This window comes from Mycobacterium sp. IDUB_21, from assembly GCF_055419425.1.
In genome coordinates, this window is sequence record NZ_JBVAXQ010000005.1 from 125,940 (window position 1) to 152,270 (window position 26,331).

Below are 26,331 nucleotides of genomic sequence, written 5' to 3' on the forward strand. Positions count from 1 at the left end.
GTGCTCTAATCGGCGGTCCAGCCTCACCTCTCCTTCGTCGAGTTTCGCTAACCGCCGTGCTCAAGCGGCGGTCCAGCCTCACCTCTCCTTCGTCGAGTTTCGCTAACCGCCGTCGGATTGGCTACCGTTCGGCTCATGCATAACCACCCTGTGCAGGTCAGTGTCGACTCCGGCATTGTGGAGGGTTTCGCCCGCGACGGCATACGACGGTGGCGGTCCATCCCGTATGCGCGCCCGCCGGTCGGGCCGCTGCGGTTCCGGGCGCCGCAACCGGCTCAGCCCTGGTCAGGGGTCCGGCACTGCCACGGTTTCGCGAACTGCGCGCCGCAGGAACGGATCTACACCATGCTCAGCCCGGGCCGGTTCCAGCCGGCCAGCGAGGACTGCCTGACCCTCAATGTGGTGGCCCCCGAGGAACCGGCGCAGGGCCCGCTGCCGGTCATGGTGTTCATCCACGGCGGCGGCTACATCCTGGGCAGCTCCGCCACCCCGATCTATGACGGGGCGGCCCTGGCCCGGCGCGGCTGCGTCTACGTGTCGGTCAACTACCGACTCGGCGCGCTCGGCTGTCTGGACCTGTCGTCGCTGTCGACGTCCGACGTCACCGTGGACAGCAACCTGTTCCTGCGCGACCTGGTGCTGGCGCTGCGCTGGGTGCGCCAAAACGTCGCCGCGTTCGGCGGCGACCCGGACAACGTCACGATCTTCGGGGAGAGCGCCGGCGCGCACATCGTCGCCACCCTGCTGGCGATACCCGAGGCCGAGGGACTGTTCGCCCGCGCCATCGCCGAAAGCCCCGCCGCGGGCATGGTGCGTGGCCCCGAGATGGCGGCGGAGTTCGCGAACCGGTTCGCCGCGCTGCTCGGGGTGCGCCCCGCCGACGCCGCCCGAACCTTGTTGCGGGTCTCACCGGCCGAGCTGCTGGCGGCCCAAGACCGGCTGATCACCGAGGGCGCCCGAGACATGTTGGGCGCCTTCCCGATCGGCCCGGTCTTCGGTGACGACCTGCTGCCACTCGATCCGATCGAAGCGATGCGGCGGGGTTCGGCCCACCGGGTGCCGCTCATCGTCGGCAGCAACGCCGAGGAGGGGCGCCTGTTCACCCGTTTCTTGAAGATGCTGCCGACCAACGAGGCGATGGTGGAGGCAGTGCTGGCCAATGCCGGCCCCGGTGTGCGCGACCGGATCGTCGCCGCTTACCCCGACTACCCGGACCGGGCCGCGTGCATCCGGCTCGGTGGGGACTTCGCCTTCAATTCGGCGGTCTGGGAGATCGCCGAGGCCCACGGTGTGCACGCACCGACCTACGTCTACCGCTACGACTTCGCGCCCCGGGTGCTGCGCTGGTCCGGGCTGGGCGCGACCCACGCCACCGAACTGTTCGCGGTGTTCGACGTCTACCGCAAGGGTGGTCTGGGTTTTCTGCTCACCGCCGGTGCCGACCGCAGTGCCGCGTTACGGGTCAGCGGGCATGTGCAGCGCCGCTGGGCTGCGTTCAGCCGGGACGGCATACCGGGCGACGGGTGGCCGGCCTACACCGAGGCCGACCGCGCCGTGATGGTGTTCAACCGCAAGACCCGGGTGGAGTTCGACCCGGCCCCGGAGCGGCGGGTGGCCTGGGAGGGCTTCACCCTGGCCGGCTAGCTTGTCAGTCCCGAATAACCCGGGTCCCGCCCGCAAATTCGTCGTGCTTGCCCTGTTTGGTCGGGCTGCCGCTGATCGTCACCGCGATCACCACATAGGCCACGAAGGCCAGCAGGCCGCCCAGGTAGGGGACCACCGCCAGGACCGTGAACGCGTTGCGCTTGGCCGATTGGGCCGCCGTCGGCTTGGAGGCCCCGTCCGGTCCGCGCACCGAGAGACCGAGCAGTCGCTTGGCCGGCGTCGCGCCCTGCGTGACCTCGAACAACACGAAGTAACCGAAGGTCAGCACGCCGGAGAACAGACCGGTCACCAGGAACGGATAGTCGTCGGAGAACAAGAACACCGACAGGAAGAACGCGACGATGCTGACCAGCACACCGTCGAGCAGTCGGGCCCCGAATCGCCTGCCCAGACCGCCGGGCTTCTGGCCCCACGCCGGTTGCTGCCCCCAGGGGGACTGTTGTCCCCAGCCCGGAGCGGGCGGATAGCCGCCGGGCTGGCCGTAGCCCTGGCCTCCGGGGCTGTAGCCGGGGCGGTTCGGGTCGAAATCGCCGGTTGTCATCAGATCCGCTCCTGACCACATTGGATGTCTGCCAAATGTACCGTGGCGGCCGAGGGCGGAAGCGGATTCTGCGGACGGCGAAATGGCGGACCCGGTAGGACCATGTACCAGATCGCGGTGGTGCTCATCGTCGCGTTGCACCTGGTGTTCGTCGGCTACGTCGTCGTCGGCGGGTTCCTGGCGGTGCGGTGGCGGCACACCATCTGGCTGCATGTCCCAGCGGTGTTGTGGGCGGTTCTGATCGTTGCCGCGCGGCTGGACTGCCCGCTGACCTGGCTGGAGCGCCGCGCGCGAGCCCGCGCCGGGATGGCGCCCCTGCCGCCGGAGGGCTTCATCGCCCACTATCTGACCGGCGTCATCTACCCGGCCGCGTGGACCGCGGCCGTCGAGGCCGCGGTGCTGGCGGCCGTCGTCGGATCCTGGGTGCTGTACGGGCGGGCCCGGCTGCGGCGCCGACGATACGGTGGTGGACATGCGGGCGCTGATCATCGTCGACGTGCAGAACGACTTCTGTGACGGAGGCGCACTGCCGGTGACCGGGGCTGTCGCCGTCGCACACGACATCACCCGCTACCTGGACAGCGCGGCCGGACGCGACCGCTACCGGCACGTCGTGGCGACCAAAGACTGGCACATCAACCCCGGGACGCATTTCTCCGAGCACCCGGACTACCGGACGTCCTGGCCGCCGCACTGCCGCGCCGGAACTCCGGGCGCAGAATTTCATCCGGCGCTGAGCACCGTCCGGATCGAGACGGTCTTCACCAAAGGCGCCTACGACGCCGGCTTCAGCGGGTTCGACGGCGTCGACGACAACGACACCGCACTGGGCGATTGGCTGCACCGGCACAACGTGGACAGTGTCGACGTGGTCGGCGTCGCCACCGACTACTGTGTGCGCCACACCGCCGAAGACGCGATCCGTGCCGGGTTTTCCACCGCGGTGCTGCCGCACTTGACCGCGGGGGTGGCCGCCGACTCGACGGCCGCTGCGCTGGCGGCGATGCGCGCCGCCGGTGTTGCCGTTCTGGAGGCCGCCTGATGACACACTTCGCAGCGCAAGATCTGCTGGCCGCGGTCGAGCAGTCGCCGGCCGCGGCGGCCGCTCACGACCGGGCCGGTTGGGTGGGCCTGTTCAGCCTCGACGGCAGAGTGGAAGACCCGGTGGGCTCACGCCCGCACGTCGGTACCGAGCAGATCGGCCGGTTCTACGACACGTTCATCGGTCCGCGCGACATCACCTTCCACCGGGACCTGGATGTCGTGCGCGGAACGACCGCCATCCGCGACCTGCAGCTCGAGGTCGCGATGGGATCGTCGGTGACGATGCACATTCCGGCGATCCTGCGCTATGACCTCTGCCAGGACCTGGCCGAGTCCGACGGTCGATGGAAGCTACAGAGGTTGCGCGCCTACTGGGAGCTGCCGGCGATGATGCGGCAGTTCCTCGGCAACGGCATCGCCGCGGTGCCGGCCGGGGTTCAGTTGTCGCGGACATTGCTGCGCAATCAGCGCCTCGCCGGCACCGCCGGATTCGCGGCCGGGTTCCGCCGGCCGGGGAGCCGGGGCAAAAAGCCGGTGCAGACGTTCCTCACCGCGATCGCGTCGGGTCAGCTGGCCGCCGCCAGGGCCGTGCTATCGCCCGATGCCACAGTGGCTTACGGAGACGACACCGCTGTGGACGTCGTCGAACTCGGCCGCCGGTTGGCCGGTGCGCGCCCGAGCAAGCTGCTGGCGGCCGGCAGCACCGTCGCGGTGTCGATCAGCGCGGCGCAGCAACGCGCAGTGCTCTTCGCCGATGTGGACCGGCGCGGCCAGCTGATCACGGCAATCCGGTACTTCGCAGAAGACTGAGGCACCGGGTCCGGCGAGGATAAGCTCGACGGCGTGCCAAGCTTTCGAATTGCCGAAGTCGCCGAATTGCTCGGAGTCAGCGACGACACCGTCCGGCGCTGGATCGACTCCGGTCGTCTTTCGGCCTCGGCGGGCAACGGCCCCCGGGTGGTCGACGGGGCCGAGCTGGCACGGTTCGCCCAGGAACGCGCCTCCGTCGAACCGGTGTCGCGCAATCCGGTCGTCGGCCAATCCGCCCGTAACCGGCTGGTCGGGCTGGTCACCAACGTGACTCGTGACGCGGTGATGGCGCAGGTCGACGTTCAGGCCGGCCCGTTCCGGCTGGTGTCACTGGTCAGCCGGGAGGCTGCCGACGAGCTGCAGCTGCAGCCCGGGAGCCTGGTCGTGGCCTCGGTCAAAGCCACCAACGTCGTCGTGGAACTGCCGCGCCGGGCCGGTTCGGCCGGACACACCGATCCGGCAGCGGAATTCGGCTAGGCCACCAGCATCACCAGCGATGCCGTCGACAGCAGTAGGTATCCGGCTGGAAATGCGATGTTGTACAGCACCCCGGCCCGCAGGTGCACGATGACGGCCCCGATGAAGAAGGCGACCAGGCCGGCGGCCGCTGCGACACCGACGAGCGGAACACCGGCCAGGCCGATGAGTAAACCGGTGCCTCCAGCCAGCTTCAGCCCTCCCAGCAGTGGTAGCCACGATCGCGGCACCCCCACCTCCGCGGAATTGGCGACTACGAAACCCGCCGGAATGAAGTCGGCGAGCGCGACGGCGATGGTGATTGCGGCGGCAACCGCGACGGTCACGAGGTAGACGGTCGATACGCTCATGATGTTGCCTTCCTTTCGTCGGTGGATGTGGCTATCGCAATGACGACTCCCGGACGGCAAAGGTGACCCATGAGCAACGTGGAAAATCTGGCCCGACAGTTCGAATACCACCGGCACCGCCTGCATTCGGTGGCGTTTCATCTACTCGGCTCGGCCGCAGACGCCGACGATGCCGTTCAGTCGGCCTGGCTGAAAGCCAGCCGTGCCGACTTCGCCGCGGTGGACAACCTGGCGGGCTGGCTCACCACGATCACGGCCCGCACCGCCGTGGACCAATTGCGGGCGCGGACCCACCGCGGCGAGCAACCACTGTCCGAAACCATCGACGTCGACAACGCCCGCGCCCCGGCCGCCGACGAGGAGGTACTGCGGTCCGAGGCGGTCAGCCGCGCTCTGCTGGTGGTGCTGGATCGGTTGTCACCGGCACAGCGGGCGGCGTTCGTGTTGCATGACGTGTTCGAGGTGCCGTTCGAGCAGATCGGTGAACTGCTCGGCAGGTCCCCGGATGCCGCCAAGAAGCTGGCCAGTCGGGCGCGGATGCGACTACACGCCGGACCGGCCGCCGAACCGCGACGCCGGGCCGAGCACCTACAGGTCGTGACGGCGTTCCTGGCCGCCTCTCGGGGCGGTGACATCCCGGCGCTGCTTGAACTGTTGGCACCCGACGTGGTCCGCCGGGTCGATCCGGCGCAGGTACCGGCCGGTGTGCCCACCGAGATGCACGGCGCCACCGACGTCGCCACCGAGACCCGGCGCTTCACCGCCCGCGCCCGCGCCGGCGCAGTCCTGCTGATCGACGGCGCACCCGGCATTGCAATCGCGCCCGGGGGCCGGCTGCTGGCCGTGCTGTGCATCGGTGTCGGCGAGGACGGGCGCATTCACGCCATCGACATCGCCGGCGATCCGGATCGACTGCGCCTCATGGCGCTGCAACTCCCGACCGATCCGGCGTGACGGCCGATCAGGGGTGCCCGGTTCTGCTTGGATGGGTCACGCGAACCGATTCGGCAGTTAAGGGGGACATCCCGTGCCAGAGGAACCGAAGGCTCCTGAGGAAACACCGGCGGCGGTGACGGCGCGCGGTATCTCCATGACCGGCCCGTGGGGGCGGGTGTTCGGGCCACTCGACCTCGATATCGCGGCCGGCGGGGTCACGGTCCTGGTCGGTCCGCCCGGCTCGGGACGCACCGCGCTGCTGATGAGCCTGGCGGGCCGGATGAATCCGTCGACGGGAACGGTCACGGCGTTCGGGCACCACAAAGCCCGCGATATCTTCGGCATCTCCGCCCTGGCCGGAGTGGAACAGCTCGACGCGATCTTCGAGTCGGTGACGGTCGCCGACCTGATCACCGAACAGATCCGCTGGGACGCACCCTGGTATCGGCTGGTGCGCCGAGCCGGCGAAGCCGAACGCGACGCCGTGTGCCGGCCGGTCTTCGGTGATCTGCCACCGCCGCAACTCCACGATTATGTCGAGCAGCTCGACGAACTGACTGGCCTGCTGCTGCGCATCGCGCTGGCCAACACCGCTCGGCCGCCACTGCTGGTGGTCGGCAGTATCGACCAGGTCACCAGCGACCGCGACCGCGAAACCCTGATCCGCCGGCTGATCGAGCTGGGGGAGCAGCAGACCGTGATCACCGCGTCGGCCAATGAGGTGCCCGAGGGCTCCGGGGTTGCCGCGCAGATCCATGTCGAACACCTGGACCCGGCCGAATTCACAATCCACGGCAGACACGAGAAGAGGGACGACTGAGCATGCTCGCCGGAATGTCGTTGGGCACCGACCTCAAACGCTACTCACGCGGCACCATGCCGCGGCTGGCCCTGATCACCATCATCGTGCTGCCACTGCTCTACGGCGCCATGTACCTGTGGGCGTTCTGGAATCCGTTCGCCGCCATCGACAAGATCCCGGTCGCTCTGGTCAACGAGGACACCGGTGCCGCTGTCGACGGTAACCAGTTACGGGCCGGCGACGAGGTGACCCGCGGGCTGGTCGACTCCGGCCAACTCGACTTGCATCAGGTCTCGGAAAGTGAAGCCGCCAAAGGGGTTTCCGACGGAACCTACTATTTCTCGATCACCCTGCCGACCGACTTCAGCGCGGCCGTGGTATCGCCGACGGGTCCGCACCCCCAGAAGGCGCAGATCCAGTTCCGATTCAATGACGCCAACAACTACCTGGCGTCGGTCATGGGGCAGAACGCCGCCCGCGAGGTACTCAACGAGGTCAGCGCAAAGGTCGGCCAGCAAGTGATCGGCACCGCGCTGACCCAGGTGACCGAGGAGGTCAAGAAGGCCGCCGACGGCGCCGGTCAGCTCTCGGCGGGTTCAAAGACGTTGGCCGACAATCTCGGTACCGCGCGCACCGGTTCGGCCGCGCTCGCCGACGGCAGCCGCCGGCTGTCGGCCGGAGTCCAACAGGCCACCGACCCGCTGCTGAAGCTGACCGACGACCTCGGCGCCATGGGCTTCGACCCGACCGCCGCCGGTGCCGCCGCTACCGCGTTGGGCGGGAACATCAAAACGGTGTCCGACCGGATCGGGGCGCTCAACGTCAACTACCAGCAGGCCGCCGGAATCGTCAACCAGGTGGTGGACGCGTTGCGCGCCAACCCCGACCCGGCAGTGCGAGGGCTGGGTGACACGCTGGCCGGCGCCCAGCGGCTCCTCGCCGTCAAGGGGCTGGACCCGGCCACCGACGAGGGACTGACCCAGCTGCGCGCGAACGCCCAAAGGCTGGAGACCGACCTGGCCGATCCTGGCAGCGGGTTACGCACGCTGATCACCCACGCCCTCGACGGCGGGCTCAAATCCGATCTGGTCACACTGCGTAACGGCGCAACGGAACTCGACACGGGCGCACACCAGCTCAGCGACGGCCTGGTCCAATTGGCCGACGGCAGCAATCAGCTCAAAGACGGTGCCGCCCAGCTGGCCTCCGGGCTCGGCGAAGCAGATCAACGGGCTTCGACGATCACCGACCAACAACGAGTCGAGGTGGCCCAGATCCTGGCCAGCCCGGTCGGCGTGGACATGGACTTCACCCATCACGCCGCCACCTTCGGCACCGGCTTCGCGCCGTTCTTCCTGCCGCTGGCACTGTTCATCGGCTCGCTGATCGTGTGGATGTTGTTGACCCCACTGCAGACTCGCGCCATTGTCAACGGTCTCGGGGCCCTGCGGGTGGTGCTGGCCTCCTACTGGCCGGCTCTGCTGCTGGGGATCTGCCAAGTGGTGCTGATGTATGCGGTGGTGCACTTCGGCGTCGGATTGCAAGCGAAGTACGCCGCGGGCACGGTCGCTTTCCTGGCGCTCATCGCCGCATCGTTCCTGGCGATGATCCAAGCGTTCAACGCCGTGCTCGGTGTGGCCGTCGGCCGGGTGTTCACCCTGGCCTTCCTGATGTTCCAGCTGGTGTCGTCCGGCGGGGTGTATCCGGTGGAGACCACGGCCAAACCATTCCAGATTCTGCACCCCTACGATCCGATGACCTACGCCGTCAACGGGTTACGTCAATTGACCGTCGGCGGTATCGACTCCAGGATGTGGATGTCGGTGGGCGTGCTGGCCGGAATCCTCGTCGCGTCACTGGCCGCCAGCAGCTGGGCCGCCCGCCGAGATCGCCAGTACACGCTCGAACGCCTCTACCCCCCGATCGAAGTCTGACGGTTTCGCGCATGCGACCTCCGGGCGGCAAACCGTTGCGGCGACGCACCGTGCTGCGCGGCGCCGGGGCCTTGGGGATGGCCGCTGCGGTGCCGTGGCCGTCGGCGTGCGGCGCCGACGACGACGCGCTGACATTCTTCTTCGCGGCCAACCCCGAAGAGGCCGACGCCCGGATGCGCATCGTGGCGGCATTCCAGCGCGAGCATCCCGACATCCGGGTGCGCGCCGTGCTGGCCGGGGGAGACCCCACCCAGCAGATGTCGACCTTCTGCGCCGGCGGCAGGTGCCCGGATGTGCTGATGGCCTGGGAGTTCAACTATGCGGGCCTGGCCGACCGGGGCGTGCTGGCAGACCTGAACACGCTGCTGGCCCGGGATCGCGAGTTCGCCGCAGCGTTGCACGCCGACAGCATCCCGGCGCTCTATGAGACGTTCGGCTTCAACGGCGGCCAGTACGCCTTCCCTGAGCAGTGGTCGGGGGCATTCCTGTTCTACAACACCAGGATCTTCGCCGAGGCCGGTGTGTCACCGCCGCCGGGACGTTGGGATCAGCCCTGGACGTTCGACCAATTCCTTGACACGGCAACCGCACTCACCCGCCGGTCGGCCAACGGCCGGGTCGTCCAGTGGGGGTTCGTCGACACCTGGTCGCCGCCGTATTCCGCGGCGCTGTTCGGGATGAACAACGGCACACCGTGGGCCGTGCCACGGTTCAACCCCGTCCACCTCAACTTCGACGACGACGCCTTCCTCGACGGCATCCAGTTCTACGCCGACCTTTCGAATGTGCACCGGGTGGCGCCTGCCGCCTCCGACACCCAGGCGATATCCACCATGGGCTTGTTCACCGGGGGCCAGGCGGCGATGGCGCTCGGCGGCCACTGGCGCTACCAGACCTTCGCGCAAGCCGAGGACCTGGACTTCGACGTGGCGGTCCTGCCGACCGGACCGGCCGCGGCCGCCAAGGGCATGGCCGCCCGCTCGGCCATCGGCAGTACCGGCCTGGCCATCGCCGCCGCCAGTCGCCACCAGCAACAGGCTTGGGAGTTCGTCAAATTCGCGGCCGGGCCGGCCGGGCAGATGCTGATCGGGGCGTCCGGGCTCTTCGTGCCGGTGCTGCGATCCGCGATCGCCTCGCCCGAGTTCACCGCCGCGCATGCCGGCATCACCAACCTCGCGGTGCTCACCGGCGGCCCGGCCCACTCCGAGGGACTGCCGATCTCCCCGGACTGGCAAAAGGTGCACGCCCTGATGGACCGCGCCATCGGGCCGGTGCTGCGCGGAAAGCGGCCCGCGGCGACTTTGAAGGCCGGGCTCACACCGCAGATCGACGAGGTGTTGGCCACCGCATGAATCCGACACGCAGGCGAGCACGGGCGGGACGGTGGTTCATCGCCCCGAACCTGGCGGCGGTCGCGGTGTTCATGGCGTTCCCGCTCGCTTTTTCGCTGTACATGAGCTTTCAGCGGTGGGATCTGTTCACCCCGCCGAAGTTCGTCGGCGCGACGAATTACTCCGACCTTTTCACCAATGACCCGCTGTTCGGTATCGCGGTCCGCAACACGACGGTGTTCACCGTCGGCACCGTGGTCCCGACGGTGTTGATCAGTCTGGCGGTGGCCGGACTGTTGAACCGGACCATCAAGGGCATCGGATTGTTCCGGGCGATCGCCTTTCTTCCGTTGGCCGTGTCATCGGTGGTGATCGCGGTGGTGTGGCAGTTCGTGTTCAACACCGACAGCGGCCTGCTCAACATCATGCTCGGCTGGTTCGGTGTCGCCCCGGTGCCCTGGTTGACCGAACCGCACTGGGCGATGGCTTCGCTGTGCCTGGTCAGCGTGTGGAAGAGCGTACCGTTTGCGACGGTGATCCTGTTGGCGGCCATGCAGGGTGTGCCGGATTCACTGCACGAGGCGGCCCGCATCGACGGCGCCGGAGAGGTTCGGCGCTTCGTGTCCATCACGGTGCCGATGATCCGCGGCGCACTCTGGTTCGTGGTGGTGATCTCGGTCATCAACGCGTTTCAGGCATTTGATCTGGTCTATGTCCTCACCGGAAGCAGTGGCGGTCCGGAGACCGGCACCTACGTGTTGGCCATCATGCTTTTCCAGCAGGCGTTCGCGTTCCTGGACTTCGGTTACGCGTCCGCGCTGGCGTGGGTGATGTTCGCCGTGCTGCTGGTGCTGACAGTCCTCCAACTGCGGCTGTCGCGCCGGAATGCGGTGGACCAGTGATGCCCCGGCAGGCCGGCCGGCCGGCGCGGCACCGCATCGCCGGACTGCTCGGCGTCTACGCCGGCCTGGTCGGTGTGGCGGCGTGTGCGCTGTTCCCGATCCTGTGGGCACTGTCGGGGTCGCTGAAACGCCAGGCCGAGATCAGCCAGCCGATGCTATTGCCCGCTCACCCGCAGTGGTCGAACTACGTCGACGTGTTCGCCCGGATGCCGTTCTGGCGGATGCTTTTCAACACCGTTCTTTACGCCGGCTGCGTGACGGCCGGGCAGGTCTTCTTCTGCTCACTGGCCGGCTATGCCTTCGCCCGGCTACCGTTCACCGGACGCGACACGCTGTTCGTGGCATACCTGGCCACGCTGATGGTGCCGTTGACGGTCACGGTGATTCCGCAGTTCATCTTGATGCGGGTGTTCGGGTGGACCGACACCGTATGGGCGATGGTCATTCCGGGGCTGTTCGGCAGTGCGTTCGGCACCTATCTGATGCGACAGTTCTTCGCCACGCTGCCTATCGACCTGGAGGAGGCGGCCATTCTGGACGGGTGTTCGCCGTGGCAGGTCTATTGGCGGATCCTGTTGCCGCACGCCAAGCCTGCGGTGATGGTGCTGGCGGTACTGACCTGGATCAATGTCTGGAACGATTTCCTGTGGCCGCTGTTGATGATCCAACGCAAGAGCATCGCCACCCTTACCCTCGGACTGGTGTGGATGCAGGGGGAGTACGTCGCCGAATGGCCGGTGCTGATGGCGGCGTCCATGCTGATGCTGGCCCCGCTGATCGTGATCTACGCGGTGGCACAGCGCGCCTTCGTCAGCGGCATCGCTGCAACCGGCTTCGGTGGACGGTAGTCAGGGGATCACAGTGGCTGCCGTGACCTTCGACTCCGTGACCCGGCGCTATCCCGGCGCCGACCGCCCAGCGCTGGACGCATTGGATCTGTCCGTGCAGGACGGCGAATTCATGGTGCTGGTCGGGCCGTCCGGATGCGGCAAGACGACCACTCTGCGGATGCTGGCCGGCCTGGAACCTGTTGACGCCGGCCGCATCTGCATTGGCAGCGATGACGTCACCGCGACCGACCCGGGCCATCGCGATATCGCCATGGTGTTCCAGAACTACGCGCTGTACCCACACATGACCGTGGCGCAGAACATGGGTTTCGCCCTCAAGGTGGCCAAGACGCCGAAAGCCGAGATCCGCACCCGGGTATTGGAGGCCGCCCAGCTGCTGGGCCTGCAGGCGCACCTGGACCGCAAACCCAAGGACTTGTCCGGTGGTGAACGCCAGCGGGTCGCAATGGGCCGGGCGATCGTGCGCCGCCCGCAGGTCTTCCTGATGGATGAGCCACTGTCGAATCTGGATGCCATGCTGCGGGTGCAGACTCGCAACCAGGTCGCCGAACTGCAACGTCGGCTGGGCATCACGACCGTTTATGTCACCCACGACCAGGTCGAGGCGATGACGATGGGCGACCGGGTCGCGGTGTTGCGCGACGGAGTGCTGCAGCAGTGTGCACCGCCCCGTGAGCTGTACCGCAATCCGGCCAATGTGTTCGTCGCCGGATTCATCGGCTCTCCGGCGATGAACCTGTTCACCGTGCCGGTAGTCGACGGCGCGGTGTCGTTGGGGGGCGAGACCCTGGCCCTGCCGACCGAAATCGTCGCCGCCGCAGCAGAGTTGACCGTCGGTATCCGGCCCGAGCAGCTCCATATCGCCGACCGCGGAATCGCTGTCCAGGTGGACTTCGTCGAGGAACTGGGCGCCGACACCTTTCTGTACGGTCGGACGGTCGGTCCGCAGTCACCGCAGTCGGTGATCGCGCGGGTCCCGGGCGGCACCGATGTTCGGCGGGGCGACCGGCTATCGCTGCACCTCGATGTGGCGGACCTGCATTTCTTCGCCCCCGATGGTTCCCGGCTGGGATGAGGGCGACGCGGTCCGGCAGCACTCGCGAGGTGATCTCACCGTCGCATCGGACCGACGGTGAGCTGGCGCACGAAAGATGCACCCGCTTGCGCGGCGACGGTAGAGTTCGGCACCGCAATTCAGCACTTTATGCTGTGACTGATCGGAAACCCCTCGTGCCGCCTCCCTCGATCCCGCCCGCCTCGACCGTGCGCGAGGCGGGTGATCCCAGCACTGCGGTGCGGACCGCGCTGCGTTCACCGGCCCGACTCAAGACGGAATTGCTGGCCGGGTTGGTGGTGGCGCTGGCGCTGATACCCGAGGCGATCTCGTTTTCGATCATCGCGGGCGTCGACCCTCGCGTCGGACTCTTTGCGTCATTCACCATGGCCGTGACCATCGCGTTCGTGGGTGGCCGGCCCGCGATGATCTCAGCGGCCACCGGTGCGATCGCGCTGGTAGCTGCACCACTGGTCCGTGAGCACGGCCTGCATCACCTTGTCGCAGCGGTGATCTTGGCCGGACTGCTGCAGATCGTGCTCAGTGCGCTGGGTGTGGCGCGGTTGATGCGGTTCATTCCGCGCAGCGTGATGGTCGGCTTCGTCAATGCACTGGCCATCCTCATCTTCGCGGCGCAGCTGCCGCACCTGCTGGGGGTGCCCTGGCTGGTCTATCCGTTCGTTGCGGCCGGCCTGGCGATGATGGTGGTACTGCCGAAACTGACTGCCGCGGTACCGGCTCCGCTGCTCGCGATCGTTGTCCTGACCATCGCCACAATCATGTTCTCGGTTGATATTCCCAATGTCGGTGATGAGGGGCGATTACCCGAAAGCCTGCCGACACTATTCATTCCTCATGTGCCGCTGAGCATGTCGACGCTGTCGATCATCGCCCCCTACGCGTTGGCGATGGCGCTGGTCGGTCTGGTGGAGTCGCTGTTGACCGCGAAACTCGTCGACGACATCACCGACACTCACAGCGACAAGACCCGTGAAGGCTGGGGCCAGGGGGTTGCCAACGTGGTGACCGGCCTGTTCGGGGGTATGGGTGGCTGCGCCATGATCGGGCAGACCATGATCAACGTGAAGGTCGCCGGCGCACGCACCCGGATCTCTACGTTTGCGGCGGGAGTCTTCCTGCTCTGCTTGGTCGTCGGGCTCGGCGGTGTGGTGGCCCGCATCCCGATGGCCGCGCTGGTCGCGGTGATGATCATGGTCTCGGTCGGGACGATGGACTGGCACAGCATCGCACCGGCCACCCTGCGCCGGATGCCGCGCAGCGAAACATTGGTCATGCTGGCCACCGTCGCGGTGACTGTCGCCACCCACAACCTGGCCTACGGTGTGATCGTCGGAGCCCTGACCGCTATGGTTCTGTTCTCCCGCCGGGTCGCCCACTTCATGACAGTCGAGCGGGTCACCACAGCCGATCTCAGTTGCGTCCGGTACCGCGTGGCCGGTGAGCTGTTCTTCGCCTCCAGCAACGACCTGGTTTACCAGTTCGACTACCGCGAAGATCCGCCGAACGTGGTGATCGACCTGTCCGGTTCACACATCTGGGACGCCTCCACCGTTGCCGCCCTCGATGCCATCACCACCAAGTATCAGGCCCGGGGCAAGACCGTCGACATCATCGGCCTGAACCGCGATTCAGCACACCGCCATCAGCGACTCTCCGGCCAACTCGGCGCCGAGCACTGACGAGTCGGGGTCACTTGGGTGATCTGCGCACCGCGGGCCCGAGGGTGACCGCCAGGTGATGCAGCATGAGGGCGAACACTATGGCCCACGCGGCCAAGGCGATCCAGCTCTGGATCGAACCGATGTAGTAGACGATCGGGAGGTGGTCGGCCTGCCCCAGGTAGTGGCTGCCGACCCCGTACATACCCAGCGGGAAGATCACACTCCACCACGGGGCCTCGTAGCGCAGTGAAACGTGGTGGACCACATGCCGCCACACTCCGGCGGCGATCATCGGCGGGATCAGCCAGGTGCCGAACGCCCAGAACACCACCGATGTTCCGGCGATCAGGCCACGGGTGGCGGTGACCATCGGTGCTTCGGCCATCTCCACGATGCGGGCGCCGGCCAGAACGGTGATCGCGGTGGCGCCCATCGCCACCCAGTACTGCGGAACGAGATCCTCGGGCAGCATCGGGTAGAGCAGCAGTCGCAAGGCCACGAAGATTCCGGCGGCGCCGTAGAGGAACACCCCCACAGACCAGGAAGACACCGCGAGCAGCGCCAGGCTCTGACGCCACGGCTCGTCCATCTCCACTTCGAGCACGGCGGCCAGCACCGCGATGGATTGGCTGGCCACCACCCAGATGAACCAGGTGCCGTTGGCCCGCCGCACCACCGGTCGCTCCGCGGTGCCCAGTACAGCGGTCCACGGAATCAGGTAGCCCAGCACCAGCCAGGCCAGCGAGCTGACCAACAGCAGACCGACCGCGACACCGTTGTGTCCGTCGATGACGAGTCGGGCCCCCAACACGTTGGTGGCCGAGACGAAGGTGAACAACCCGAACGCACGGCCCGAATCGGACAGGTCGGCCCGGAATTCGTGAGGAAACGAGATCACCCGCACCGCTGACACCGCTACCAGGACCAGATACGACACCGCCGTCACCCACAGCAGCGCGACCGACAGCCGGTAGGCGTGCTGGTGGTACATGGCCATCGACACCATCCCACTGGCCATCACCAGTGCGAAGTAGCCCGGATTGAGCGTTCGCACCGCCTCGCGGGTACCGCTCACCGGCACCGTCATCGTTGCACCCACCCGGTTTGACCCCTCTCATCGCACACCGAAATCGTGTCTGGGGTATACCACTGGGACGCGCCCGGTGCGGTGGGATGGGGGCAATCAACACCTATCTCTACGCTGCCGGTCACCCGACCGGAAGTAGATCGTTCAGCGATGTTCTTTGGCGAGTACATCCAGCGCCAGCGTCGAGTGCGCGTAGGCGCCGCCCGCGCGCATCTCCGCGGCCACCCAGACTGCCTCCATGATCTCGGCGTCGGTGGCGCCCTTACGGTGAGCCAGCTTGGTATGGCCCTGAATGCAGTACGGGCACTGGGTCACGTGGGCGACGGCGACGGCGATGAGCTGCTTGGTCTTCTCCGGCAGCGCTCCCTCGGCGAACACCGCCCGAGAGAACGCCTCGAAGGCCTCATGGGTGTGCGGGGTCAGTTCCCTGCGGCGGTTGTAGATTTCCGCGGTGGCCGGGGGATAGAGGCCGTCTGCCATGGCTGGATCCTTATCGAGTTGTACTGCGCGGATAGGAGATTCAGGCCTTGTCGAGCAACTGCCGCAGCACGTATTGCATGATGCCGCCATGTCGGTAGTAGTCGGCCTCACCGGGAGTGTCGATGCGGACCTTGGCGTCGAACTCGACCCCGTCGGCCTTGACGTGGACGGTGTCGGGAATCCCGTCGCCCAGTGCGGTCACCCCGGTGATGTCAAAGGTCTCTTCACCGGTCAGGCCCAGCGAGTCGGCGTCAGCGCCATCGGGGAACTGCAGTGGGAGCACACCCATCCCGATCAGGTTGGAGCGGTGGATGCGCTCGTAGGACACCGCCAGCACCGCCCGCACCCCGAGCAGCACGGTGCCTTTGGCGGCCCAGTCCCGAGACGAGCCGGAGCCGTATTCCTTGCCGGCCAGGATCACCAACGGCGTACCCGCCGCGATGTAGTTCACCGAGGCGTCATAGATCGTGCTGACCGGACCGTCCGGTTGGGTGAAGTCGCGGGTGAACCCGCCCTCGGTCTCGGGCGCCAACTGATTTCGCAGCCGGATGTTGGCGAACGTGCCGCGGATCATCACCTCGTGGTTGCCACGCCGTGAGCCGTAGGAGTTGAAGTCCTTGCGCTCAATGCCGTGCTCTGACAGGTATTTTCCGGCGGGCGAGTCATACCGGATCGACCCCGCCGGGCTGATGTGATCGGTGGTGACCGAGTCGCCCAGTTTGGCCAGCACCCGGGCGTCCGCGATGTCGGTGAGCGGCTCCGGCTCGCGGGTCATGCCGTCGAAGTACGGCGGCTGGCGTACGTAGGTGGAGTCGGGCGCCCAGGAGAAGGTGTCGCCCTCCGGGACTTTCAGCGCCCGCCAGCGCTCGTCGCCGGTGAAGACGTCGGCGTAGCTGGCGGTGAACATCTCGGCCTGCAAGTTGTCGTCAACGACGGCGGCGATCTCCTCGGTGGTCGGCCACAGGTCGCGCAGATACACCGGCTCGCCGTCGCTGCCGGTCCCGATCGGGTCGCTCAGCAGGTTGATCCGCAGCGTGCCGGCCAGCGCATAGGCGACCACCAGCGGTGGTGAGGCCAGGAAGTTCATCTTGACTTCGGGGTGGATTCGGCCCTCGAAATTGCGGTTACCGGACAGCACCGAGCACGCGGTCAGGTCGTTGTCGACGACGGCCTTGCTCACCTCGGGGATGAGCGGGCCGGAGTTGCCGATGCAGGTGGTGCAGCCGTAACCGACCAGGTTGAAGCCCAACTTGTCCAGGTACGGGGTCAGACCGGCCCGTTCGTAATAGTCGGTAACCACCCGCGAGCCGGGCGCCAGAGTGGTTTTCACCCACGGTTTGCGGGTCAGGCCCTTCTCGACGGCGTTGCGCGCCAGCAGCGCCGCGCCGACCATCACCGAGGGGTTGGAGGTGTTGGTGCAGGAGGTGATGGCGGCGATCACCACATCGCCGTTGTCGACGTCGGTCTTGGTCCCGTCGGCCAGCTCGACAGCTACGGCTGCCGACGGCCAGGCGTCGTCGACACATTCAGTGTGCGGCGCGCGGGGCTTGCCCCTGGGACTGCTGGTGTTGCCGAAGGCGATCGGGTCGCTGGCCGGGAATGAGTCCGCGGAGGCCTCGTCGAGGTCCGACAGCGCCTGCTCCGTCGTTTCGACGCCGTCGAGCAGCGCACAGACGGTCTGCGGGGCCAACCGCAGCGGGATGCGGTCCTGCGGGCGTTTCGGTCCGGCGATCGACGGCACCACGCTGCTCAGATCCAATTCGAGGACTTGGGAGTACGTCGGCTCTTGCTCGGGGTCGTGCCACATGCCCTGTTCTTTGGCGTAGGCCTCCACCAGCTTGATCTGGTGCTCGGATCGGCCGGTGAGCCGCAGGTAGTTGCACGTGACGCCGTCGATCGGGAAGATCGCGCAGGTGGCCCCGTACTCCGGGCTCATGTTGCCGATCGTCGCCCGGTTCGCCAATGGCACGTTGGCCACGCCCGGACCGAAGAACTCGACGAACTTGCCCACCACCCCGGTGCGCCGCAGCAGCTCGGCGACGGTGAGCACCAGGTCGGTAGCGGTGGTGCCCGCCGGCAGTTCACCGCTGAGTTTCAGCCCGACGACCTGGGGGATCAGCATGCTCATCGGTTGGCCCAGCATGGCGGCTTCGGCTTCGATCCCGCCAACGCCCCAACCCAGCACGCCGAGACCGTTGACCATCGGGGTGTGCGAGTCGGTGCCGACCAGGGTGTCGGGATAGGCCAGTGGCCCTTCGGAGCTGTCGCGGGTGAACACGACCCGGGCCAGGTATTCCAGGTTGACCTGGTGGCAGATGCCGGTGTCGGGTGGCACCACCGAGAAGTCGTCGAAGGCCTGCTGGCCCCAGCGCAGCAGTTGGTAGCGCTCGGCGTTGCGCTCGAACTCCAGCTCCGCGTTGATCGCGAACGCGTCGGTGCGGCCGAAGACATCGGCGATCACCGAATGGTCGATCACCAACTCCGTCGGGCACAGCGGGTTGATCCGTTTGGTGTCGCCGCCCAGATCCGCGATCGCGTCGCGCATCGCCACCAGGTCGACGACGCACGGGACTCCGGTGAAGTCCTGCATCAGCACCCGCGCCGGTGTGTAGGCGATTTCCCGGCCGTGCTCGGCCTTCGGATCCCAGGCGGCCATTGCGCTGATCTGATCGGTGGTCACCAGGTGGCCGTCCTCGTTGCGCAGCAGGTCCTCCAGCAGCACTTTGAGGCTGTAGGGCAATCGCGCCGAGCCGTCGACGCGATCGAGCCGCCGGATCTGATAGGTGGTGTCGTCGACGACCAGTTGGCCCTTGCTTCCGAAGCTGTCAAGGGTGCTGTGCGCGGTCATGGTGGGTCCCTCTCGCCGGGGTGTCGGGATACCAACGACCATAGTCCGCAATTCAGGGGCGGCTAAGAGGAAATCGGCCCTCTTATTTGTGGACGGCGAAATGCGTGATCGCGCCGGAACATTCAAGTTCGTCGACAGTCAGTCCCGCCTCGGTGAACCACCGCCGGGCATCGTCCAGGGTGCCGCCCGGCCCGAAGATGCCGGTGGCCCTCATGAACGCCATGTAGTTATCGGCGCGGCGCACCTGGCCGCGGGTGGCGAAATCGCCGACGAGCCGTCCGCCGGGTTTGAGACAGCGAGCGACCTCGCGGATGGCGGCCGCCGGGTCGGGCAGGCAGTGCAATCCGTTGAAGCACACGCACAGGTCGAACTCGCCGTCGGCGAACGGGATCGCTTCGATGCTCGCCTCGACGAACTCGACGGGGCTATGCGGCTGCTCGGGACGCAGCCGCCGGCGGGCGTGGTCGAGCATGCCCGCCGAGATGTCCATCGCCACGTAGCGCACCCGCTGACCGGGTTCCAGGTAGTCGAGGGTGATGCCGCCGCCGCAGGGCACATCCAGGACCGCCGAGCCATCAGGCAATTCGGTGACGACGGCCATGGCCCGGTAGATGCGGTCGACGTCGGTGCCGAACAGCAACCGCCCGAAGACTCGAGCCGCCCCGCGCTGTTCGATCGCGTGAGCGTAGGCGGCGCCGACCGTGCGGGCGAACAGCTCGTTGCGCCACAGCCGGCTGACGTTCATCAGCCGTGCTGCGCTGCGGCCTGTTCCAGCACCGAATGCTTGTCGGGGCAGTAGGTGTGGATCGAGGCACCCAGGAACTGCCAGGCCTGCGCCTGGTTGGTGCCCTTCTGCAGGTTGGGGGTGATGAAGCGAACCGACTTGTCGGCGTCGCCGTCCACCCCCTTCTCCAGGCGTTCGCAGACGATCTTGCCCAGCCAGGCGTTGTAGTCCCGGGGACCGTAGATGCCGTAGGTGTGCAGTTCACGGGCGAAATCAATGTCGGGGTCGGCCTGCGCGGGTGCTGCCAGCGCGACCGCCAAGCCCATGACCGCCGCGGCGAGAGTCGTCGACTTCATGGGTTGCAGTCTAAACCCATCTGGTTAGGTGGTCTTCCTTTGCGGCCGGGCAGGCACTTCGCCGAGGCGCCGTTCACCTGCATGAATGGCGAGTGGTTAGCGCCAGAAACCCATTCCGAATGTGACGAGCCAGACATAAGGAATTTATGAGGTTTATAAAATTGTGACTATTAGCCAAATTTCTCGTATGGTGTCTTTCCGTGGGCCGACACGAGTTAGCCAGCAAGCGTCAAAGGTCGTCGGTATTGATGGCCGCAGTCCTCGCACCAGCAGCGGTGTTCTTTGCTGTGGGTGGCAGCGCGAACCCTACGGTCGCGAAAGAAGCCGCGCCGGTGGTTGCTGTGGACGATTCACCGAGCGGTTTACAGCTGGTAGCCGCGCCGGTTGCAACACTTCGGTCGGGGACCGCCGACGGAATTGCGGCGGCATCGCGAATGCGGATGGTATCCCGCTTCCTGCCGGCCGGAGTCGCGCCGGAAAGAGGCCTTCAGGTCAAGACGATCCAGGCCGCCCGCAGCATCAGCGACGCCTTTCCGCAGATCCATCAGATCGGTGGAGTCCGCGCCGACGCGTTGCGCTGGCATCCCAATGGCCTCGCACTTGATGTCATGATCCCCAACCCCGGCAGCTCCGCCGGCATCGCTCTCGGCGACTCGATCGTGGCCTACGTGATGGAGAACGCGGGCCGGTTCGGCCTGCAGGACGCCATCTGGCGGGGCGTCTACTACACACCGGGCGGCGGCTCCCAGCGCGGCGGCTACGGCCACTACGACCACGTCCACGTCACCACGACCGGTGGTGGGTATCCCAGCGGCAGTGAGCTCTACTTGCGCTGAAGCGCCTTGACGCCGGCACCCAGCGGCCGGTCGACGAAGAAGTCCATCAGCGGCTCGGGTCCGCCGCCGTAGACCGAGAAGTCCGTCACGCCGGCCTCGGCGAGGACGTCGGCGTCGATGTAGCACTGGCCGTTGGCCTCGGCGGCCGGGCGTCGCAGAATCTCCACGGCGGCGTCCGCCATGATCTGCGGGGTGCGTGCCTTCTCGACCAGATTTCCGCCGTCGGGGGAGTTGGCCACCGCCGATGTCGCGATGTAGGTCTCGGGCCACAGGCAGTTGCAGGCGACTCCGGCGTCGGCATATTCGGCAGCCCAGCCCAGCGTCAACAAGGTCATCCCGTACTTGGACAACGTGTAGGACGGATGCACGCCCAGCCAGTACGGGTTCATGTTGATCGGGGGAGCGATCGTCAGCACGTGCGGCGCCGCGGACCGCCGCAGCTGCGGCAGGCACGCCTTGGTCAACAGAAACGTCCCGCGCACGTTGATGTCCTGCATGAGATCGAATTTCTTGGCCGACAGTTGCTCAGTCGGTTCGGCCGCGATGGAGCTGGCGTTGTTCACGCAGATGTCGATGCCGCCGAACCGGTCCACGGCGGCGTCGACGGCGCGCTGCACGTCGTCTTCGCTACGCACGTCGCCCACGACGGCAAGGGCTTTGCCACCGGCCGCCTCGATCTCGGCGGCGGCGGTATGCACCGTTCCCGGCAGCCGCGGATGCGGTTCTGCGGTCTTGGCCAGCAACACCACGTTGGCCCCCAACCGCGCGGCGCCCAACCCGATCGCCAATCCGATACCACGGCTGCCGCCGGACACCACCATGGTGCGGCCGGAGAATTCGGTGCCTGCCACCCGCTGACTCCTCGTTTGTCGATGCGTTGTTGGAGGGCCTATCCGAGCGGAATCGCCCGCCCTGCGCCCGACCGCAAGCGTGACAGTTTGACGCAGCATTGTAAAGTTCGTCAGCTGCCCGCCGGGGCCGTTCCCGAGCGCCTAACGACGACGTTGCCGGCGAACAAGCTTGATGAACTCCACTGTCGATCTGCGTACCGACTCGAATTCCAACGACAGCAGCAGCGTGTCGACCATCGCGAAGGGCAGCGTTGTCGCCACGGCGCCGCGGCCGTACTCGATGTGCCAGGAGTTCGGCGCGATAGTGAGGCCCCGAGCGCGGCCCTTCTCGAGGCACGTGTGCTCACCGGGTAGCAGCGTCATCGGTTCAGAGTCGTCTGATTCGAGGTCGTAGGAGTCGATCCGTCCGGCCAGCAGGAATTTGTATATGTCCACGCGCTTGTAGCGCCCCGAAAACCCCTGGGTGCCGGTGGGGGAGCCGAAGATGACGACGTACTCCCGCGGGCTGAAGTAGAGAAAGCGCACCTTGCCCAGGATGCCTCCGGCCTTGCTACCGACCCAGCGACCGGCCGCCGGATCGATCAGCTCCGGATACTCTCCCGCGAGCAGCGCGATGGCCCGCGTGACCAGTTCGCCACGCGCCGGCGATTCCGCAACGACCTGTTTGGCGACCCTGTGCAGGGCCTCTGGGTCGATCTTGTATGCCATCGTTCGAACCCTAGCGACACAACAGTGCCCCTGCCCCCGGGATCGGTACTGATCGGTACCTACGGTTGGCCGGCGGCCGGCCCGCCGAGAGCCTCTATCCTCGGCGGAGTGCCCGAGCCCTCCGTTGCAGAACTGCGCGGGCGGCTCGACGGCCTGACCATCCGTGACGCCGTCCATTTCGGCAGGCGCCTGAAGCAGTTCCGCGGCGCCCAGCCGGAGAAGCTGCAGAAACTCGCCGAACAGATCACCGCCGCAGAAGCAGTCGTTGCGGCACGGAGAGCCGCCGTGCCGGTGATCAGCTATCCCGACCTGCCGGTCAGCGATCGCCGCGCCGAGATCGCCGCGGCGATCCAGGCACATCAAGTAGTGGTGGTGGCCGGGGCGACCGGGTCGGGCAAGACAACGCAGCTACCCAAGATCTGTCTCGAGCTCGGCCGGGGTATCCGCGGCACCATCGGGCACACCCAACCGCGCCGGCTCGCCGCGCGCACGGTCGGCCAGCGCATCGCCGACGAGTTGTCGGTTCCACTCGGCGATGTCGTCGGCTACACCGTGCGGTTCACCGACCAGATCAGCGACCGCACCATGGTCAAACTCATGACCGACGGCATTCTGCTCGCCGAGATCCAGCGTGATCGGCGGCTGCTGCGCTACGACACATTGATTCTCGACGAGGCGCACGAGCGCAGCCTCAACGTCGACTTCCTGCTCGGTTACCTGCGGGAGCTGTTGCCCCGGCGCCCCGACCTGAAGGTGATCATCACCTCGGCGACCATCGAGCCGCAGCGGTTCGCCGCGCACTTCGGGGGGTCTCCCATCATCGAGGTGTCCGGGCGGACCTACCCGGTGGAAATCCGTTACCGCCCACTCGAAGTCGCGGTTCCCGGAGACGGCGCCGATGATCCCGACGATCCCGACCGGGAGATCGTTCGCACCGAGATGCGCGACGAGATCGAGGCGATCGTCGACGCCATCGGCGAATTGGAGGCCGAGCCGCCGGGCGACGTTCTGGTGTTCCTCTCCGGTGAGCGCGAGATCCGGGATACCGCCGAGGCGCTGAAAGGGCTAGGCCGGGGCGCTCATTCGCTTGAGGTGTTGCCGCTGTATGCCCGACTGCCGACCGCCGAACAGCAGAAGGTGTTCGCGCGGCGCCCCGCGTCCAACCTCACCCGACGGGTGGTGCTGGCCACCAACGTGGCCGAGACGTCGCTGACCGTACCCGGCATCCGCTACGTCATCGACCCCGGCAACGCCCGCATCTCCCGCTACAGCAGGCGACTCAAGGTGCAACGGCTGCCGATCGAACCGATCTCGCAGGCGTCGGCCGCCCAGCGTGCCGGCCGCTGCGGGCGAACCGCTCCGGGGGTCTGCATTCGGCTGTACTCACAAGCCGACTTCGAAGCTCGGCCGGCCTACACCGAACCCGAGGTGCTGCGCACCAATCTCGCCGCGGTACTGCTGCGCATGGCGGCACTGCAACTCGGTGAGGTGGCGGACTTCCCGTTCCTGGACCCGCCCGATTCGCGCAGCGTCCGAGACGGGGTAGCGCTGCTGATCGAACTCGGGGCGTTCGACGAGCAGGGGCAGATCACCGATCTGGGTCGCCGACTGGCCCGGTTGCCGGTCGACCCGCGGCTGGGCCGGATGATCCTGGCCGCCGACGCCGAGGACTGCGTGCGCGAGTCGCTGGTGCTGGTGGCGGCGCTGAGCATCCCCGACCCGCGGGAACGGCCCGCCGACCGCGAGGAGGCTGCCCGCGCCAAGCATGCCCGCTTCGCCGATGACGAGTCCGACTTCATGTCCTACCTCAACCTGTGGCGGTATCTTTCCGAGCAGCGAAAGGCACTGACCGGCAGTGCGTTCCGAAGGATGTGCCGCGACGAATTTCTGCATTACCTGCGAATCCGCGAGTGGCAGGATCTGGTGGGGCAATTACGCAGCATCGCCCGCGATCTGGGCCTGCGTGAATCCGGCGCCGACGCCTGCGCCGACCAGGCCGGCCGCGCCCGCGTGCATGCGGCCCTCTTGGCCGGGTTGCTGTCGCACGTAGGCATGCGCCATGTGGACGGGCGCGACTATCTGGGGGCACGCAACTCTCGATTCGTGCTGGCGCCCGGGTCGGTGCTGGCCAAACGACCACCGCGATGGGTTGTGGTGGCCGAGCTGGTAGAGACCAGCCGCTTGTACGGACGTACCGCGGCGCGTATCCAGCCCGAAGCCGTCGAGCGGGTGGCGGGGGAGTTGGTGCAGCGCAGCTATAGCGAACCGCACTGGGATGCTCCGCGCGGAGAGGTACTGGCCTATGAGCGGGTGACGCTCTACGGCCTGCCGCTGGTGGCCCGCCGCCGGATCGGCTACGCCCGGACCGAGCCGGCCCTGGCCCGGGAGCTGTTCATCCGCCACGCGCTGGTGGAGGGCGACTGGCAGAGCCACCATGGCTTCCTGGCCGACAACGCTCGATTGCGGGCCGAGATCGAGACCTTGCAGGACCGCGCCCGCCGCCGCGACCTGATCGTCGATGACGAGGACATCTACGCGCTCTATGACCCCCGGATACCGGCCGATGTCATCTCCGGACGGCACTTCGACGGCTGGTGGAAGAAGCAACGGCCCAAGACCCCGGACCTGTTGACCTTCACCCGCGAGGATCTGCTGCGTAGCGATGACGACGTCGGCGCCGGCCGGCCCGACACCTGGCAGACCGGTGACGCCAACCTGCCGCTGAGTTACCGGTTCGAACCCGACGCCGCCGACGACGGCGTGACCGTGCACATTCCGGTCGATGTGCTGGCCCGCCTCGGCGGTGACGCCTTCACCTGGCAGGTGCCGGCGCTGCGCGAAGAGTTGGTGACCGCGCTGATCCGCTCGCTGCCGAAGGATCTGCGCCGAAACTTCGTGCCCGCCCCGGACACCGCCCGCACGGTACTGCCCGCACTCGATCCCGATCGCGGGTCGCTGCTGGCCGAGCTGCAACGCGAGTTGCGTCGCCGCACCGGCGTCGTGGTGCCCCTCGAGGCATTCGACCTGACCAAACTGCCCCCGCATCTACGGGTGACGTTCAATATTCAAGCTGCCGACGGCTCGGATCTGGCGCGGGGGGAGGACCTGAGCGCCCTGCAGGAGCGCTTCGCCGCGTCCGCTCGCGACGCGGTTGCCGGCGTGGTCGCCGGTGAGCTGCAGCGCAGCGGGCTGCGCGACTGGCCCGCGGATCTCGCTGAGGTGCCGCGGGCGGTCGAGCACGTCGTCAGTGGGCGAGTGGTCCGTGGCTATCCGGCTTTCGTCGACGCGGGTGCCGTCGTCGACCTACGCGTGTTCGCCACCGCGGGTGAGCAATCCGCGGCCATGGCAGCAGGCATCCGACGGCTGCTGCGCTGCTGCATCGCATCGCCGGTCAAAGCGGTTGAGCGGCAGCTGGATCCGGGCACCCGGTTGGCATTGAAGGCCAATCCGGACGGGTCGTTGACGGCGCTGATCGAAGACTGCGCCAACGCTGCGGTCGATGCGCTGATGGACGGCCCGGTGTGGACGAGCGACGCGTTCACCGCGCTGCGTGCCGCGACCACCACAGCCCTGGTGGCAACGACGCAGGACATTGTGCGCCGCGTCGAAAAACTGCTTGCCGCCGCCCGCGACGTCGAACTGCTCTTGCCCGCCCAGACGCCGGCCGCCCAACAAGACGCCGTCGCCGACATTCGCCTTCAACTGGACCGGCTGTTGGCATCCGGTTTCGTCACCACCGCCGGGCGCCCACGACTGGCCGACCTCACCCGCTATCTGTCCGCAATCCGTCGGCGCCTGGAACAGCTGCCGCACGGCATCACCGGCGACCGGCAGCGGATGGCCCAGGTACACGCCGTGCAAGACGCCTACGACGAGCTGCTCACGGGATTGCCCGCGACTCGCCGCACCGCCGTCGATGTTCGCGACATCGGTTGGCAGATCGAGGAACTGCGTGTCAGCCTGTGGGCTCAGCAGCTCGGCACTCCGCGCCCGGTGAGCGAGAAGCGGATCTATCGGGCCATCGATGCCGCCGGCGAGTCCGGTTGAGCTGTGGCGGACCGG

General features: G+C 67.2%; 24 protein-coding genes. 15 read left to right on the plus strand and 9 right to left on the minus strand.

Going from position 1 to position 26,331, the window contains the following annotated elements; all coding sequences use genetic code 11:
- The first annotated feature begins 135 nt into the window (after positions 1-135).
- Positions 136-1,644, plus strand: a complete 1,509-nt coding sequence (locus tag ACZYY4_RS09710) for a carboxylesterase/lipase family protein (protein ID WP_463809775.1) — start codon at positions 136-138, stop codon at positions 1,642-1,644.
- Positions 1,645-1,648: 4 nt separating this feature from the next.
- On the opposite strand, the gene ACZYY4_RS09715 is transcribed toward ACZYY4_RS09710, so the two are convergent.
- Positions 1,649-2,206, minus strand: coding sequence for an RDD family protein (locus ACZYY4_RS09715; protein WP_463809776.1), 558 nt, complete (start codon positions 2,204-2,206; stop codon positions 1,649-1,651).
- Positions 2,207-2,308: 102 nt separating this feature from the next.
- On the opposite strand from ACZYY4_RS09715, the gene ACZYY4_RS09720 reads away from it, so the two are divergent.
- From ACZYY4_RS09720 to ACZYY4_RS09735, 4 genes are read left to right on the plus strand one after another with little or no spacing between them, the layout of a single operon-like run.
- Positions 2,309-2,722 (plus strand): DUF2784 domain-containing protein, encoded by a 414-nt coding sequence (locus tag ACZYY4_RS09720; protein WP_463809777.1) that lies wholly within the window; start codon positions 2,309-2,311, stop codon positions 2,720-2,722.
- Positions 2,679-3,248: an isochorismatase family protein gene (locus ACZYY4_RS09725; protein WP_463809778.1), complete on the plus strand. Its 570-nt coding sequence runs from the start codon at positions 2,679-2,681 to the stop codon at positions 3,246-3,248. Before ACZYY4_RS09720 ends, ACZYY4_RS09725 begins: the two co-directional genes overlap by 44 nt.
- Positions 3,248-4,060 (plus strand): ketosteroid isomerase family protein, encoded by an 813-nt coding sequence (locus tag ACZYY4_RS09730; protein WP_463809779.1) that lies wholly within the window; start codon positions 3,248-3,250, stop codon positions 4,058-4,060. The genes ACZYY4_RS09725 and ACZYY4_RS09730 overlap by 1 nt, the downstream gene beginning before the upstream one ends.
- A 33-nt stretch (positions 4,061-4,093) precedes the next feature.
- Complete coding sequence (locus ACZYY4_RS09735) at positions 4,094-4,537, plus strand: TOBE domain-containing protein (protein WP_463809780.1); 444 nt, start codon at positions 4,094-4,096, stop codon at positions 4,535-4,537.
- On the opposite strand, the gene ACZYY4_RS09740 is transcribed toward ACZYY4_RS09735, so the two are convergent.
- A complete protein-coding gene (locus ACZYY4_RS09740; protein WP_463809781.1) occupies positions 4,534-4,887 on the minus strand; it encodes a DoxX family protein in 354 nt (117 codons plus the stop codon). The two genes, ACZYY4_RS09735 and ACZYY4_RS09740, sit on opposite strands and share 4 nt — an antisense overlap.
- Before the next feature lie 69 nt (positions 4,888-4,956).
- Here ACZYY4_RS09740 and ACZYY4_RS09745 point away from each other — a divergent pair, with 69 nt between their 5' ends.
- From ACZYY4_RS09745 to ACZYY4_RS09780, 8 genes are all read left to right on the plus strand, one after another.
- Positions 4,957-5,841: a sigma-70 family RNA polymerase sigma factor gene (locus tag ACZYY4_RS09745; protein WP_463809782.1), complete on the plus strand. Its 885-nt coding sequence runs from the start codon at positions 4,957-4,959 to the stop codon at positions 5,839-5,841.
- Between the two features lie 73 nt (positions 5,842-5,914).
- Positions 5,915-6,643: an ATP-binding cassette domain-containing protein gene (locus ACZYY4_RS09750; RefSeq protein ID WP_463809783.1), complete on the plus strand. Its 729-nt coding sequence runs from the start codon at positions 5,915-5,917 to the stop codon at positions 6,641-6,643.
- A 2-nt stretch (positions 6,644-6,645) separates the two neighbouring features.
- Complete coding sequence (locus tag ACZYY4_RS09755; protein ID WP_463809784.1) at positions 6,646-8,559, plus strand: YhgE/Pip family protein; 1,914 nt, start codon at positions 6,646-6,648, stop codon at positions 8,557-8,559.
- An 11-nt stretch (positions 8,560-8,570) separates the two neighbouring features.
- Positions 8,571-9,911, plus strand: coding sequence for an ABC transporter substrate-binding protein (locus ACZYY4_RS09760; RefSeq protein ID WP_463809785.1), 1,341 nt, complete (start codon positions 8,571-8,573; stop codon positions 9,909-9,911).
- Positions 9,908-10,792 (plus strand): carbohydrate ABC transporter permease, encoded by an 885-nt coding sequence (locus ACZYY4_RS09765; RefSeq protein WP_463809786.1) that lies wholly within the window; start codon positions 9,908-9,910, stop codon positions 10,790-10,792. The genes ACZYY4_RS09760 and ACZYY4_RS09765 overlap by 4 nt, the downstream gene beginning before the upstream one ends.
- A complete protein-coding gene (locus ACZYY4_RS09770; RefSeq protein WP_463809787.1) occupies positions 10,792-11,640 on the plus strand; it encodes a carbohydrate ABC transporter permease in 849 nt (282 codons plus the stop codon). Before ACZYY4_RS09765 ends, ACZYY4_RS09770 begins: the two co-directional genes overlap by 1 nt.
- A 13-nt stretch (positions 11,641-11,653) precedes the next feature.
- On the plus strand, positions 11,654-12,718 hold the full coding sequence (locus tag ACZYY4_RS09775) for an ABC transporter ATP-binding protein (RefSeq protein ID WP_463809788.1): 1,065 nt from the start codon (positions 11,654-11,656) through the stop codon (positions 12,716-12,718).
- 155 nt (positions 12,719-12,873) lie between these two features.
- Positions 12,874-14,397 carry a SulP family inorganic anion transporter gene (locus ACZYY4_RS09780; protein WP_463809789.1) on the plus strand — a complete coding sequence of 508 codons (1,524 nt, stop codon included), beginning with the start codon at positions 12,874-12,876 and terminating at the stop codon, positions 14,395-14,397.
- Between the two features lie 10 nt (positions 14,398-14,407).
- On the opposite strand, the gene ACZYY4_RS09785 is transcribed toward ACZYY4_RS09780, so the two are convergent.
- The 5 genes from ACZYY4_RS09785 to ACZYY4_RS09805 form a co-directional block, all read right to left on the minus strand.
- On the minus strand, positions 14,408-15,466 hold the full coding sequence (locus tag ACZYY4_RS09785; protein WP_463809790.1) for a tellurite resistance/C4-dicarboxylate transporter family protein: 1,059 nt from the start codon (positions 15,464-15,466) through the stop codon (positions 14,408-14,410).
- A gap of 144 nt (positions 15,467-15,610) precedes the next feature.
- Positions 15,611-15,946, minus strand: coding sequence for a carboxymuconolactone decarboxylase family protein (locus ACZYY4_RS09790; protein WP_463809791.1), 336 nt, complete (start codon positions 15,944-15,946; stop codon positions 15,611-15,613).
- Between the two features lie 40 nt (positions 15,947-15,986).
- Positions 15,987-18,794 (minus strand): aconitate hydratase AcnA, encoded by a 2,808-nt coding sequence (gene acnA, locus ACZYY4_RS09795; RefSeq protein WP_463809792.1) that lies wholly within the window; start codon positions 18,792-18,794, stop codon positions 15,987-15,989.
- An 82-nt stretch (positions 18,795-18,876) separates the two neighbouring features.
- Positions 18,877-19,539: a class I SAM-dependent methyltransferase gene (locus tag ACZYY4_RS09800; protein ID WP_463809793.1), complete on the minus strand. Its 663-nt coding sequence runs from the start codon at positions 19,537-19,539 to the stop codon at positions 18,877-18,879.
- Positions 19,539-19,874 (minus strand): DUF732 domain-containing protein, encoded by a 336-nt coding sequence (locus ACZYY4_RS09805; protein WP_463809794.1) that lies wholly within the window; start codon positions 19,872-19,874, stop codon positions 19,539-19,541. The genes ACZYY4_RS09800 and ACZYY4_RS09805 overlap by 1 nt, the downstream gene beginning before the upstream one ends.
- Positions 19,875-20,074: 200 nt before the next feature.
- On the opposite strand from ACZYY4_RS09805, the gene ACZYY4_RS09810 reads away from it, so the two are divergent.
- On the plus strand, positions 20,075-20,710 hold the full coding sequence (locus ACZYY4_RS09810) for a hypothetical protein (RefSeq protein ID WP_463809795.1): 636 nt from the start codon (positions 20,075-20,077) through the stop codon (positions 20,708-20,710).
- Here the strand turns inward: ACZYY4_RS09810 and ACZYY4_RS09815 are convergent.
- Positions 20,698-21,561 (minus strand): SDR family oxidoreductase, encoded by an 864-nt coding sequence (locus tag ACZYY4_RS09815; RefSeq protein WP_463809796.1) that lies wholly within the window; start codon positions 21,559-21,561, stop codon positions 20,698-20,700. The two genes, ACZYY4_RS09810 and ACZYY4_RS09815, sit on opposite strands and share 13 nt — an antisense overlap.
- Positions 21,562-21,702: 141 nt before the next feature.
- Positions 21,703-22,446, minus strand: a complete 744-nt coding sequence (locus ACZYY4_RS09820) for an isomerase (protein WP_463809797.1) — start codon at positions 22,444-22,446, stop codon at positions 21,703-21,705.
- Between ACZYY4_RS09820 and hrpA the strand changes: the two genes are divergently transcribed.
- Complete coding sequence (gene hrpA / locus ACZYY4_RS09825) at positions 22,378-26,316, plus strand: ATP-dependent RNA helicase HrpA (protein WP_463809798.1); 3,939 nt, start codon at positions 22,378-22,380, stop codon at positions 26,314-26,316. The two genes, ACZYY4_RS09820 and hrpA, sit on opposite strands and share 69 nt — an antisense overlap.
- The last annotated feature ends 15 nt before the right edge of the window (positions 26,317-26,331 follow it).